Genomic DNA, 13,126 nt, shown 5'->3' with positions numbered 1-13,126 from the left:
ACTGAAGTTTAGGCCCTTGAAGCCCATCAATCCAATTAATTGATTTCATTGGATCAATTGCCTATGACTATATCAAGACAGCGCGCCATCTGCTGCGTGGTGGCCTGAAAGCAGCCCGGCACATGGGCGCACGGGTACGGCCCTTGCGCCATGTCAAATACTGCAAATAAGATTGATTCTCGTTAATAGCATAATCCGGAGACCGCAGAGCGCTCCCTGCGCCCGGCGGTACCGCCTTGGCCGTTGTAGCCAATTCCCTTCGAACCGGTCACAAGAGCCACGTTTCGCCTTCGGCGGACCGGCTCACCATCCATAGCAAAGACCTGCATCCATGTTCCAGACCCTGCTCATCTGTTTCCGCGAAGGGCTCGAAGCCCTTCTGGTCGTGGCCATTGCCACCCTGTACCTGCGCAAGACCGGGCGCCTGCACCTGCTGACGCCACTGCGCGCGGGCGTGGTGGTGGCCCTGCTGCTGTCGCTGGGCCTGGGCTGGGTGCTGTCGCGCGTAGGCGCCCTCTCGCCCGTGGCGGAAGGCGTGATGGCCCTGGTGGCCGCCGCCGCCGTGGCCTGGTGCGTGGTGCACATGCGCAGTGCCGGCAAGGGCATGGGGCAGGAGATCGCGGCCCGCATCGACCGTGCCAGCGTGCTCGAAGGCCCGCAGGCCTGGCTGGCCGTGTTCCTGTTCGCCCTGTTCATGGTGGGCCGCGAAGGGGTGGAAACCGCCACCATGCTGGCATCGCTGGCCGGCAGCGCCGAGCTCGGCTACATGGTCTGGGGCGGCCTGGCCGGCCTGGCCCTGGCCGCTGCCATCGCCTGGGCCTGGACGCGCTATGGCCGTGGGGTGAACCTGGGCCGCTTCTTTCGCGTGACCTCCTGGTTCATGGCCGTGTTTGCCGTGCAGCTCGTGGTTTATGCGCTGCACGAGTTCACCGAAGGCAACCTCATCCCCGGTATCGACAACGCCTGGTGGCATGCCAACACCGAAGACCTGGCCGAAGGCACGATTGCGCAGATGATCTCGCTGGCCCTGGTGCTGGTGCCTACCGTGTGGCTGGGCGTGGCGCATTGGCGCGACCGCCAGCAGAACGGCGCGGCAGGCACGCCCTCCGCACAGGGCGCACGGGCGCAGTAAAGCCGCCTCCCTTTCACGTCCTAGCCACGGGCCGCTGCGTACCCACGCAGCGGCCCGTGTTGCCTTGGACAGGCCAAACACGAACACAACTCAGCATCACACGCAGCCACTGCGCCGCAAAGGGGTCTTGCCTTGCGCCCGCATTGCAGCCTTACGACAATCGGGAGCGAAACAACCATAAGAAGGAGTCTCCCCATGCAAGGCGACGCACAGGTCATCGGCCATCTGCAGGCCCAGCTCAAGAACGAACTTACGGCCATCAACCAGTACTTCCTGCACTACCGCATGCTCAAGCACTGGGGCTTCGACAAGCTGGCCAAGAAGGAGTACGCCGAGTCCATCGGCGAGATGAAGCACGCCGACGTGCTCATGGACCGCATCTTCATGCTCGACGGCCTGCCCAACCTGCAGGACCTGGCCAAGCTGCAGGTCGGTGAGGACGTGCCGGAGATCCTGGCCTGCGACCTGAGCTCCGAAAAAGGCGCCCAGGCCACCATCAAGGAAGGCATCGCCCACTGCGAGACCGTGCGCGACTACGTCTCGCGCGACATCTTGCAGAAGATTCTCGACGACACCGAAGAGCACATCGACTTCCTGGAAACCCAGATCGAGCTGGTGGCCAAGGTCGGCCTGCAGAACTACCTGCAGTCCCAGATGAGCGAAGAAGACTGAGCTTTCCCCCATTCACGAGTCGCCCCACGAAGACAGTAGAAGAAGCAGACTCGACCATAAAAAGACTGACAAACCAGCGCCAACGACAAACACCCCACACATTGCACCAACGGGCCCTCGGGCCCGTTTTTTTATGCCTGTTCGGCGCGTTCCGCACCATGGCTGGGGCAGCGTTGTTGCAAACGCACACAAATTGCAAACAAATAATGAGAACCGTTCGCAATTAGGTAAACTACGGCCCCAGCCAGCAGCCCGCCTCCACAGCGCGCCCCAGCACCGGGGCGCGTTCGTTCACGCACCCTCTCCTGCCAGCCAACCATGAATTCCGGGATGCCCCCGCATCCCGCGCCGCGCCTGTGCGCGGCCCTCATCCGTTGGCTGCGCACCGTCGTCATGGCGCCGCCGCCTTCGGGTGCCACGCCCTGGGTTTCGCCGTGCCTGCCATGCAGGCACCACCGCACCCCTGGCAGCAAGCAACCACCGAACGCGACACCAGGAAGTACCGACATGCACCGCCGCCTGCCCCACCAGCACGACCACCACCGCCTGGGCCCGTGCACCGCCTCGCCCACACGGCGCGGCGGCTTCTGAGGCAGGGAGGCTCGGCCATGAAAGCGACCCATCCCGGCTGGCGCTACCGCCTGGCCATCACCTCGCGCGCCCTGGCCGCCACGGCAGGCGGCTATGCGCTGGCCGCCTCCTTCACCGCCGCGCTGTCCCTGGGCCTGGCCCAGGCCATGCCGCGCGTGGAAGCGGTGCTCACCGCCACCATGCTGGCCTGGCTGGTCTACGCGGGCGCTGCGGGCTGGGCCTTCTACGCGCGCACGGCCTGGGGCGCCTGGGGCGGCACCCTGCTGCCCGCGCTGGTGCTGGGCACCTGCGCCATGGCGCCGCGCTGGCTGGAGACACTGCAATGACCGATACCACCCCCGCATCCCATGCGCCGCGCGCAGCGCGCGAACAGGCGCGCGAAGGCTTTCGCCAGGCCATGTCCTGGCTGCACACCTGGGCCGGGCTCGTCCTGGGCTGGCTGCTGTTCGCCATCTTCCTCACGGGCACGCTGTCGTTCTTCAAGACCGAGCTGAACCTGTGGATGCGACCCGAGCTGCACGGCATGCCACCCGCCAACGCCGACGTGGCCGAGCGCGCCGTCGCTGCCATGAACCGCAAGGTGCCCGACGTCACGCAGTGGATCCTGCGCATGCCCGACGAGCGCCAGAATGCCGTCACGCTGCTGTGGCGCGACACGGGCAATGGCCGCTTCGAGACCCTGCTCATGAACCCGCAGACTGGCGAGACGGTGGATGCGCGCAAGACCATGGGCGGCGAGTTCTTCTACCGCTTCCACTACGAGCTGCGCACCGCGCAGAAAAGCCGTTGGGCCATCGAAGGCCGCTGGGTCGTGGGCGTGGCCACCATGCTGATGTTCATCGCCCTGCTCACGGGAGTGGTCACGCACCGGCGCATCTTCAAGGACTTCTTCACCTTCCGCCCGGCCAAGGGCGGGCAGCGCGCCTGGCTCGACGCGCACAACGTCACCGGCGTGCTGGTGCTGCCGTTCTACCTGATGATCACCTTCAGCGGGCTGATGATCTTCCACACGCTGTACATGCCCTCGGGCATCGCTGCGGCCTACCAGGGCCCCAAGGGCGTGGATTCGCAGACCTACTTTGCCGACCTGCAGGGCGAAAAGCCCGAGAGGCGCGTGCGCCGCAACCCCGGCGACAAGGTGGAGCCGCTGCCCTCCGCGATGCCACTCGCCGCCATCCTGGAAACCGCGCGCCAGCGCTGGGAGGGCGGGCGCATCGGTGGCATCCAGGCGCGGCGCGACGCGCAGGGCACGCCGTTGGTGGAGGTCACGCGCCACGAAGGCGACCGCCTGCAGTACCGGCCCGAGCGCATGCTGTTCCACGGCACCACCGGCGCCGTGCTGGAACAGACCGACGCCACCACGCCCGCCGCCGTGACCTATGGCGTGCTCTACGGCCTGCACCTGGGGCGCTTTGCCGGCCCGGGCATGCGCTGGGTGCTGGTGGGCTTTGGCCTGCTGGGCAGCCTGATGATCGCCACCGGCATGGTGCTGTGGTCGGTCAAGCGCAGCGCGCAGGGCCAGCGCAAGGGGGCCGCGGCCGATGTGCCCTTGCGTCTTCCGTTCGGCCAGCGCCTGGTGGCCTGCCTCAACATCGCCTCGCTAGCGGGCCTGCCGCTGGCCTGCGCCGTGTACATGGCGTCCAACCGGCTGATCCCGCTGGACGCGCCCGAGCGGCCCGATGCCGAGCTGTCGTACTTCTTCGGCGCCTGGGGCGTGGCCCTGCTCTGGGGCGTGCTGTTCCCCAACCGGCGCGGCTGGTCGCTGGTGCTGGCCCTGGCCGGTGCCGCCTGGGCAGCGCTGCCGCTGCTCAATGCGCTGACCACGTCCACCCACCTGGGCATCAGCCTGCCCGCAGGCGACTGGCTGTGGACCGGCATGGACCTCAGCTTCCTGGCCACCGGTGCGCTGCTCTCCTGGCTCGCCTGGCGCCTGCGCCCGGGCCGGCCGCTGCCGGGCAAGGCAGGCCGCAAGGCCGAGGTGCCCACCCGCGCCGCAGCCATGGCCACCCCCGATGCCCTGCCGGCCTCCCAGGCCTGAACGAGTCGCCATGTCCGCCTTTTTCTTCTGCTTTGCCGCCTGGTCTGCCATTGCCCTGGGCATGGACCGCCACCACGAGGATGCCCTGGGCCGCGAGACCGCCACGCCTCGCCTGGCGCAACTGCGTCGCGTGGGCTGGCTGCTGCTGGCCCTCTCGCTGTGGCTGGCCGCGCGGCCCCACTCCGGCACCCCCTCCTCGCTGGGTGTGACGGCCTGGACCATCGCGCTGTCGGTGGCCGCCGTGGCCGTCACCGCGGTGATGACCTGGCAGCCCCGTCGCGCGCCAACGCTGGCCGGCGCAGCCCTGCTGGCCGGGCTGGCCGCCTGCGCCGCCGGGTGGTGATGGGCTGCCCCTCCCCACCCCCCTCTCACCGGTTTCTTTTTCTTCCATCGCTGTGTCCCGCCCAAGGTATCCCATGCCCCTGCATCCCCTGTTCTCTGCCGTACGCACGCCTGTGGCCGTGGCCCTGATCGCCGCCTTCGGCACCCCTGTTCTGGCCCAGTCCGTCCCCGCGCCCCGCGCGCCCCAGACGCTGGGCGAGGTCACCATCAAGTCGGGCGCTGCGGACGACGCCTACGCCCCCGCCGCCAGCACCACGGCCACCAAGGGCAGCGCCCCGCTGCGCGATGTGCCCCAGGCCGTCAACGTGGTGCCGGGGCAGTTGCTGCGCGACCAGGGCGCGCGCTCCATGGAAGACGCGCTGCGCAACGTGCCCGGCGTGGCCATGAGCCATGGCGACGGCCAGCGCGACCAGGTGGTGATCCGCGGCTTCACGGCCATCGCCGACCAGTTCGTCGACGGCGTGCGCGACGACGCGCTGTACTTCCGCGACCTGGCCGACATCGAACGCATCGAGGTGCTCAAGGGCCCGGCGGCCGTGCTCTACGGCCGGGGCTCATCGGGCGGCCTGATCAACCGCGTGACCAAGAAGCCAGTGTTCGGCACCACCTCGGGCGAAGCCACCCTGGGCCTGGGCAGCCACGACTACCGCCGCGCCACGGCCGATGTGAACCTGGGCATCAACGATGCCGCCGCCTTGCGCCTGAACCTGGCGGGCGAGGATTCGGGCAGCTACCGCGACCAGCAGTTCGTCAAACGCCACAACTTCGCGCCCTCGCTGGCGCTCAAGCTCGCACCCGAGACCCAGCTGCTGCTGCAGTACACCAACGCCCGCGACCAGCGGCTGACGGACTTCGGCATCCCCGCGCTCAACGGCCGCCCCGTCAACGTGCCGGCCGGCACCTATTACGGCTCGGGCACGGCGGTGAAGGACGACACCAGCACCAGCAACGTCCAGTCCTTCACGGCCACCCTCAACCACCGCTTCAACGACGACTGGTCGGTGCGCAACGTCACCCGCGTGTACGACTACACCCTGGACCGCTACAACACCCTGCCCAGCGGCACCACCGACCCGGTCACGATGACCGTGGGCCGCACCCGCAGCCTGGTCTTTCGCGACGAAAGCGGCGTGTTCAACCAGACCGACGTGACCTGGCGCAACCACCTGGGCGGGCTGCGCCAGGAATGGCTGATGGGCATGGAGTTGGGCCAGCAGAAAAAACGCGCCGAATCCATCTCGGGTGGCGTGGTGGACCGGGTGAGCATCCTGAGCCCCGGCAACGTGCCCACGCCTGCCATCCCCGCCAGCGCCTACACCGCCACCGGCGCCATCCCCAGCCACACGGAGCAGGGCACCGTGGGCCTGTACCTGCAGGACCAGATCACCCTGGCACCGCAATGGAAGGCCCTGGTGGGCGCGCGCTACGACGTCTTCAAGCAGGACACCCGCTTTGACCGCACCCTGGCCAGCCTTGAGCGCACCGACAAGAAATTCAGCCCGCGCGCCGGCCTGGTCTGGCAGCCCAGCGAGCAGGTGTCGTACTACGTGTCGTACAGCAAGTCCTTCCAGCCCTCGGGCGAGACCTTCGCACTGGCGGCCAACAACACGGCCAACGAGCCCGAGATCACGCAGAACAAGGAGATCGGCGTCAAGCTCGACCTGCTCGACGGCCGCCTCAATCTCACCGGCGCGCTCTTCAATCTGGAACGCACCAACATCAAGAACACCGACCCGTCCAACCCTGCGCGGCAGATCAACGTGGGCACGCAGCGCACCAATGGGCTGGAGCTCACCGGCAGCGGCCGGCTGTCCGGCTGGGACGTGAGCGCAGGCTATGCCTACCTCAATGGCCGCATGGCGAAATCCCTGGCCACGGCCGCCAGCAGCCAGTTGCCCACGGTGAACGTGCCCTCGCAGGGCAAGGTGGCCGCGCTCACGCCCCGCAACTCGGCTTTCCTGTGGGCCATGAGGGATGTGGGCCACGGCCTGCGCCTGGGCGGTGGCGTGAGCCACGTGGGCGAGCGCTACACGTCGCTGACCAATCTGGTCACCCTGCCCGCCTACACCACGGTGGACGCCGCAATGCAGTACACGCTGGGCCAGTGGGGTCTGGACGTGAACGTGAAGAACCTCACCAACCGCAAGTACTACGTGTCGGCCCATGGCAGCAACGACAACCTGATCCTGCCCGGCTCGCCGCGCGCGCTGCAGGTCACGCTGCGCACACGCTTCTGAGTCTTTTTGCACCCACAGTGCCCATGCCATGACACAAAGCCGCCTTTTTACCCACCACCTGCGCGCATCCACTGCGCCCTCGTTTCGCCTCACCACACTGGCCCTGCTGGCCGCCTGCAGCTGCCTGGCGACAGCCCAAGCGCAGGACGCCGCCCTGCCCGAGGTGAAGGTGACCAACTCCATCGACACCACCGAAGGCACGGGCCAGTACACGGCCCGCCAGCTCAGCGTGGGCAAGATGGAGCAGGCGCCGCGGGAGATCCCGCAGTCCATCAGCGTCATCACGCGCCAGCAGCTGGACGACCGCAACGTCACCAAGGTCGAAGACGCCGTCAAGTTCAGCACCGGCATCAACGTGACCCGCCTAGACGGTGCGGGCAACTACAACAGCTTCCAGTCGCGCGGCTTCGATCTTGGGTCCATCCAGCTCGATGGTGTGCCCATCCCGCAGGGCAACTACAGCACGCTGGACGCCGCCATGTACGACCGCATAGAGGTGCTGCGCGGCCCCGCCGGCATGCTGCAGGGCGGCAGCGAGCCGGGCGGCACGGTGAACCTGGTGCGCAAGCGCGCACCGGGCAAACTGATGATCAACGCCGATGCGTCCGTGGGTTCCTTCGGTCTGCGCCGCGGCGAGGTGGACGTGGGCGGTGCACTCAACGCTGCAGGCACCGTGCGCGCCCGCGCTGTGGCCGTGGCGGAAGACCGCGACAGCCATGTCGACACCCTGTTCAACAACAAGCGCCTGGGCTATGGCACGCTGGAATGGGACATCGCCCCGTCCACCACACTGTCCATCGGCGGCGCGCAGCAGCGCGTGCGCGCATCCATCGACCAGGGCCTGCCCACCTATGCCGATGGCCGCCTGGCCGAGCTGCCGCGCAGTGCCTTCTCGGGCCTGGCCTCCAACCGCCAGGACCTGGAGACCACCGACCTGTTTGCCGAACTGGAGCACCGCCTCTCGGGTGGCGGCACGGTGCGCCTGTCGGCCCGCGATGTGGACCGCACCGCCTTCTACAGCGCAGCCCGCGCCAACAGCGCCCTCGCCCCCAATGGCAACTTCACCATGGAAATGGTGGATGGCCTGACCCATGTGAAGACACGCAACTACGACCTGTTCGCCAGCCTGCCGGTGGACGTGGCGGGCCGCACCCACCGCCTGCTGGTGGGCGCCAGCCGCAGCGAGAACAAGAGCTACGACAACAACTTCGTCTACGGCACCCCGTCCCAGGCCAACCTGCTCACGCCCAACTACAACGCGCCCTACCCGGCTCTCGGGCTCCCCGGCTACACGGCCATCACCACGCGCAACGAGAACGCGCTGTACGGCCAGGTGCAGGTCAGCGTGGCGGACGCTGTCAAGGTCCTGGCCGGCGGGCGCCTGAGCTGGGCCGACGCGGTGACGCGCAGCACCAGCACCGGTGCCGCCACGAGCGTGGCCGACCCGGGCCGCCAGTTCGTGCCTTCGGTGGCAGTGCTGTACGACTTTCATCCGCAGTACACCGCCTACGCAGGCTACTCCGAGACCTTCGTGGTGCAGAGCCAGCTCGACATCGACAAACAGCTGCTCGATCCCCGCACCGGCAAGCAGGTGGAAGTGGGCGTGAAGGGCGAGTTCCTGGACAAGCGCCTGCAGGCGCATGCCGCCATCTTCCGCATCATCGACGAAGACCGTGCTATCGCTGACTCCCGGTTGGCTGGTGCCTTCTACGCCGGCGGCAAGGTGCGCTCGCAAGGCTTCGAGGCCGAGGTCAGCGGCCAGCCCCAGCCCGGCTGGGACGTGGTGGCGGGCTACGCCTACAACGACACGCTCTACCTCAAGGCACCCGTAGCCCAGCAGGGCCAGGTGTTCAGCCCCATCACCCCGCGCCACAGCGTGAACCTGTTCACGCGCTATGCCTTCACCTCGCCCGCGCTGCGTGGCTTCAGCATCGGCGGCGGTGTCTCCTACCGCAGCGAGTTCTTCGCGCAGAGCGGCGCACTGCGCATCACCCCGGGCGACTATGTGCTGGCCAGCGCCCAGGTGGGGTACCAGATCAACGACCAGCTTGCGCTGAACCTCTCGGTGGACAACCTGTTCGACAAGACCTACTACGAGAAGGTCTCCAACACCTTTCGCCAGAACTTCTACGGCGAGCCGCGCCGCGTGACGCTGGCGCTCAAGGCGAGGTACTGATCACGCGCACCCTGCGTGCGTTTGCACAACCCGGCGCTCCCAAGGGCGCCGAGCTTTTTTTGGGCATCAAAACAACAAGCCAAAGACAACGCAAAAACAAATCATTCTTACTTGCATTGTAAAATTCGGGCCCAAATGCCCTCTCGGCCCTGCAGCCGTGGCGGCCCTCGTCCATCGACATGACCCAAAGGGGGTCCACCGAGCCCCGCACCATGCTGTCACCCACCGCCATCCGCCGCTGGTCCTGGACCCACAAGTGGTCCAGCCTGGTCTGCACCGTCTTCATGCTGCTGCTGTGCCTCACGGGCCTGCCGCTGATCTTCCACCACGAAATCGGCCATCTGCTGGGCACCGAGGTCGAGGCGCCCGCCATGCCCGATGGGACGCCGCGCGCCAGCCTCGATACCGTGATCGCTGCCGCCCGGGCCGTGCACCCCGGGCGCATGGTGCAGTTCGTATCGCAGGCCGAGGACGACGACAAGGTCTGGTTCGTCACCCTCACGCACACGCCCGAGCCCACCGAGGACTTCAAGTCCGTGGCGGTGGATGCGCGCACGGCCAAGGTACTGTCCGACATTCCCACCAACCAGGGCTTCATGAACCTGATGTTCCGCCTGCACGTGGACCTGTTCGCCGGCTTGCCGGGCAAGCTGTTCCTCGGTTTCATGGGGCTGTTGCTGCTGGTGGCCATCGTCACCGGCGTGGTGCTGTACGCGCCCTTCATGCGCAAGCTGCGCTTCGGCGACGTGCGGCGCGATCGCTCCACGCGCGTGAAGTGGCTTGATCTGCACAACCTGCTGGGCGTCGTCACCCTGGTCTGGGCCCTGGTGGTGGGCGCCACCGGCATGATCAACACCTGGGCCGACCTGATGATCAAGTACTGGCAGTACGACCAGCTGTCCACCCTGCTGGCGCCCTACAAGGGCAAGCCCGTGATCGCCATGGACCAGCGCGGGCCGATGCAGCAGGCAGTGGACGCCGCGCGCACGCACGCGCCAGGCAACAAACTGTCGTTCATCGCCTTCCCGGGCACCTCGTTCTCGAGCCCGCACCACAACACCGTGTTCCTGCGCGGTGCCGAGCCCCTGACCTCGCGCCTGCTGCAGCCGGTGCTGGTCGACGCCCACAGCGGCCAGGTCACCGCCGCGCCGCAGCTGCCCTGGTACCTCACGGCACTGCTGGTCTCGCAGCCGCTGCACTTTGGCGACTATGGCGGCATGCCCATGAAGATCCTCTGGGCGCTGCTCGACATCGCCACCATCGTGGTGCTGGGCAGCGGCCTGTACCTGTGGCTGCGCCGCAGGGCACCTGCCTCGGCCGCCGCGCCTGCACCCGCCACGGCCACCGGCCTGCCCGCTGGCGCCACGGCCACCATGGCCCGTCCGGAGCAGTCCGCATGAAAAACGCACCCACGCCGTTTCGCACCCTGTGGGGCTGGCCCATCGTGCTGGGGCTGCTGACCGCCAGCGGGCTGGCCACCGCGCTGGTCTCAGACACCTGGGGCGATTGGTGGGCCTGGGTCGGACTGGGGGTGCCGGTCGCCGTGATGGGCTGGTTCACCTGGCGGCCAACGCCGGCTGCAGCCCCTGCGGATCCTGACCCCGGCGATGACCCCGCCACCCCTTTCTGACCCTTCTTTCCTCTTATCGCCGAGCACCATGCACCACACCGCCTTCACGCCCCAGGGCCCGTCCCGTGCCCAATTCCCGCACACACCGGCGGCCCTTGCTGCGGCTCTGCTGTGCATGCTGGCCCTGCCCGCCGTGCAAGCCCAGACCAGCACCGGCAGCGACAAGGCGCTCGCCACCGTTACCGTGAACGCCAGTGCCGACGCATCGGCGCAGGGCCTGTCGCCCGCCTATGCCAGCGGCCAGGTGGCACGCGGCGGCCGCGTCGGCATTCTGGGCACGCGCGATGCCATGGAGACGCCGTTCTCTGCCATCAGCTACACCAATGAACTGATCCAGGACCGCCACGCCCGCAGCGTGGGCGACGTGCTGCAGAACGACCCTACCGTGCGCGTGGCCCGGGGCTTCGGCAACTTCCAGGAGTCGTACTTCATCCGCGGCTTCATCCTGGGCTCGGACGATACGGCCTACAACGGCCTGTACGGCCTGCTGCCACGCCAGTACATCGCCACCGAGCTGTTCGAGCGCGTGGAAGTGCTGCGCGGCGCATCGTCCTTCCTCAACGGCGCCAACCCCGGTGGTGGCGGCCTGGGCGGTGCCATCAACCTGCTGCCCAAGCGCGCCCCCAACGAGCCCCTGAGCCGTGTGGGCTTCGGCGTCGGCAGCGGTGGCCACACCGACATTTCGGCCGACATCGCGCGCCGTTTCGGTCCCGATGGAAGCGCCGGCATCCGCGTCAACGTGGCCTCGCACAATGGCGGCACCGCCGTCGACGACGAGAAGGCCAAGCTCGGCCTGGCCGCCGTGGGCCTGGACTGGCGCAGCCGCGACGTGCGCCTGTCGGGCGACATCGGCTGGCAGGACCACAAGCTGAACCGCACCCGCACGAACGTCACGCTCGGCGCAGTGACCTCCGTGCCCACCGCACCCGACGGCAACTCTAACTTTGCACAGCCCTGGGCGTTCTCCAACGAGCGCGACACCTTCGGCACGCTGCGCGGCGAATGGGACATCAACCCGAACGTCACGGCCTGGGCCGCCGCCGGTGCACGCAGCGGCACCGAGTCGAACTCGCTGGCCAACCTCTCGGTGGCCAATGCTGCCACAGGCGCAGGCACGACCTACCGCTTCGACAACAACCGCAAGGACAATGTGAACACCGGCGAACTGGGCCTGCGCGGCAAGCTGCAGACCGGCAGCGTCGGCCACGAGTGGGTGATCGCTGCATCCACCTTCAGCCTTGACAAGAAGAATGCCTATGTCATGGACTTCGGCAACACCCAGGCCACCAACCTCTACAACCCGCTGTACACCGCCACGCCGGCCTACAGCGGCACCGCGCTGCGCGGCGGGGTGATGGGCAACCCACTGACCACAGGCCGCATCAAGCTGAGCAGCGTGGCGCTGGGCGACACACTGTCGATGCTGGACAAGCGCCTGCTCGTGACGCTGGGCCTGCGCCATCAGAAGTTCGACATCGCCAATTTCGCATACGCCACCGGCGCCCAGAGCGACCGCTATGACCAAAGCCGCACCAGCCCCCTGCTGGCTGCGTTGTACAAGCTGGACAAGAGCCTGTCGGTGTACGCCAATTACGCCGAGGGCCTGAGCCAGGGCGAGACCGCCCCCTCCACCGCAGCCAACCGGGGCACCATGCTGGCCCCCTATGTCTCCAAGCAAAAGGAAATCGGCGTGAAGTACGACGCCGGCCGCGTGGGCGGCAGCCTGGCGCTGTTCTCCACCGACAAGCCACGCTCTGTGGTCGATGCCGCAGGCATCTTCGGCGCGAGCGGCAAGGACCGCCACCAGAGCGTGGAACTGGCCGTGCAGGGCGAGGCCATGAGCGGCCTGCGCGTGCTCGGCGGTGCCACCTGGCTCGAAGCCACGCAGCAGCGCACCGGCTCGGCACTCACCGAAGGCCAGCGCGTGATCGGTGTGCCCAAGCTGCAGGCCAACCTGGGCCTGGAGTGGGACGTACCCGGCGTGCGCGGCCTGGCCCTGGACGGCCGACTGGTGCACACCGGATCGAGCCATGCCAACGCCACCAACACCTTGCGCGTGGCCGGCTGGAACCGCCTGGACCTGGGTGCCCGCTACCTGACCGAGATGGGCGGCAAGCTGGTCACGCTGCGCGCGCGCATCGACAACGTGACCGACAAGAACCACTGGGCTTCGGTGGGCGGCTACCCAGGCTCGGGCTATCTGGTGGTGGGTGCTCCGCGTGCCTTCAGCCTGAGCGCCAGCGTCGACTTCTGATCCCCGGCAGGGTCGACGACCCGTGCCATCAGCCCCGACCATGCAACCGCGTGG

At 67.8% G+C, this 13,126-nt stretch carries 11 protein-coding genes; all 11 read left to right on the top strand.

From position 1 onward, the window contains the following. Positions 1-331 precede the first annotated feature (331 nt). The 11 genes from QYL93_RS22815 (at position 332) to QYL93_RS22765 (ending at position 13,072) form a co-directional block, all read left to right on the top strand. The gene (locus QYL93_RS22815; RefSeq protein ID WP_305745803.1) at positions 332-1,132 is read left to right on the top strand and encodes an FTR1 family protein; all 801 of its coding nucleotides are present in this window, start codon (positions 332-334) and stop codon (positions 1,130-1,132) included. A 195-nt stretch (positions 1,133-1,327) separates the two neighbouring features. Continuing rightward, complete coding sequence (gene bfr, locus QYL93_RS22810) at positions 1,328-1,804, top strand: bacterioferritin (protein WP_110532733.1); 477 nt, start codon at positions 1,328-1,330, stop codon at positions 1,802-1,804. Between the two features lie 330 nt (positions 1,805-2,134). Further along, positions 2,135-2,395, top strand: coding sequence for a hypothetical protein (locus QYL93_RS22805; protein ID WP_305745802.1), 261 nt, complete (start codon positions 2,135-2,137; stop codon positions 2,393-2,395). Positions 2,396-2,412: 17 nt separating this feature from the next. Continuing rightward, positions 2,413-2,721: a DUF3649 domain-containing protein gene (locus tag QYL93_RS22800; protein WP_305745801.1), complete on the top strand. Its 309-nt coding sequence runs from the start codon at positions 2,413-2,415 to the stop codon at positions 2,719-2,721. Continuing rightward, positions 2,718-4,433 carry a PepSY domain-containing protein gene (locus QYL93_RS22795; protein WP_305745800.1) on the top strand — a complete coding sequence of 572 codons (1,716 nt, stop codon included), beginning with the start codon at positions 2,718-2,720 and terminating at the stop codon, positions 4,431-4,433. Before QYL93_RS22800 ends, QYL93_RS22795 begins: the two co-directional genes overlap by 4 nt. 10 nt (positions 4,434-4,443) lie before the next feature. Next, positions 4,444-4,776: a DUF3325 domain-containing protein gene (locus QYL93_RS22790; RefSeq protein WP_305745799.1), complete on the top strand. Its 333-nt coding sequence runs from the start codon at positions 4,444-4,446 to the stop codon at positions 4,774-4,776. Positions 4,777-4,849: 73 nt separating this feature from the next. Beyond that, entirely contained in the window at positions 4,850-7,012 is a 2,163-nt protein-coding gene (locus tag QYL93_RS22785) for a TonB-dependent siderophore receptor (RefSeq protein WP_305745798.1), read from the top strand. 28 nt (positions 7,013-7,040) lie between these two features. Continuing rightward, positions 7,041-9,188: a TonB-dependent siderophore receptor gene (locus QYL93_RS22780; protein WP_305745797.1), complete on the top strand. Its 2,148-nt coding sequence runs from the start codon at positions 7,041-7,043 to the stop codon at positions 9,186-9,188. A 212-nt stretch (positions 9,189-9,400) separates the two neighbouring features. Further along, positions 9,401-10,588: a PepSY domain-containing protein gene (locus tag QYL93_RS22775; protein ID WP_305745796.1), complete on the top strand. Its 1,188-nt coding sequence runs from the start codon at positions 9,401-9,403 to the stop codon at positions 10,586-10,588. Then, entirely contained in the window at positions 10,585-10,818 is a 234-nt protein-coding gene (locus QYL93_RS22770) for a hypothetical protein (RefSeq protein WP_305745795.1), read from the top strand. The genes QYL93_RS22775 and QYL93_RS22770 overlap by 4 nt, the downstream gene beginning before the upstream one ends. A 28-nt stretch (positions 10,819-10,846) precedes the next feature. Further along, positions 10,847-13,072, top strand: coding sequence for a TonB-dependent receptor (locus QYL93_RS22765; protein WP_370877023.1), 2,226 nt, complete (start codon positions 10,847-10,849; stop codon positions 13,070-13,072). Positions 13,073-13,126: the final 54 nt, after the last annotated feature.

The sequence above is a fragment of the Acidovorax sp. A1169 genome (genome assembly GCF_030704685.1).
Classification (GTDB): Bacteria; Pseudomonadota; Gammaproteobacteria; order Burkholderiales; family Burkholderiaceae_C; genus Acidovorax.
The sequence above is the reverse complement of the archived record's forward strand: the minus strand, read 5'-3'. Positions and strand labels throughout refer to the sequence as shown.

What these genes read in the sequence shown, in the direction of transcription:
- QYL93_RS22800 (WP_305745801.1), top strand. Translation starts at nt 2,413, where the DNA reads ATGAAAGCGACCCATCCCGGCTGGCGCTACCGCCTGGCCATCACCTCG.
- QYL93_RS22770 (WP_305745795.1), top strand. Translation starts at nt 10,585, where the DNA reads ATGAAAAACGCACCCACGCCGTTTCGCACCCTGTGGGGCTGGCCCATC.
- QYL93_RS22805 (WP_305745802.1), top strand. Translation starts at nt 2,135, where the DNA reads ATGCCCCCGCATCCCGCGCCGCGCCTGTGCGCGGCCCTCATCCGTTGG.
- QYL93_RS22780 (WP_305745797.1), top strand. Translation starts at nt 7,041, where the DNA reads ATGACACAAAGCCGCCTTTTTACCCACCACCTGCGCGCATCCACTGCG.
- QYL93_RS22775 (WP_305745796.1), top strand. Translation starts at nt 9,401, where the DNA reads ATGCTGTCACCCACCGCCATCCGCCGCTGGTCCTGGACCCACAAGTGG.
- QYL93_RS22785 (WP_305745798.1), top strand. Translation starts at nt 4,850, where the DNA reads ATGCCCCTGCATCCCCTGTTCTCTGCCGTACGCACGCCTGTGGCCGTG.
- QYL93_RS22795 (WP_305745800.1), top strand. Translation starts at nt 2,718, where the DNA reads ATGACCGATACCACCCCCGCATCCCATGCGCCGCGCGCAGCGCGCGAA.
- QYL93_RS22765 (WP_370877023.1), top strand. Translation starts at nt 10,847, where the DNA reads ATGCACCACACCGCCTTCACGCCCCAGGGCCCGTCCCGTGCCCAATTC.
- QYL93_RS22815 (WP_305745803.1), top strand. Translation starts at nt 332, where the DNA reads ATGTTCCAGACCCTGCTCATCTGTTTCCGCGAAGGGCTCGAAGCCCTT.
- bfr (WP_110532733.1), top strand. Translation starts at nt 1,328, where the DNA reads ATGCAAGGCGACGCACAGGTCATCGGCCATCTGCAGGCCCAGCTCAAG.
- QYL93_RS22790 (WP_305745799.1), top strand. Translation starts at nt 4,444, where the DNA reads ATGTCCGCCTTTTTCTTCTGCTTTGCCGCCTGGTCTGCCATTGCCCTG.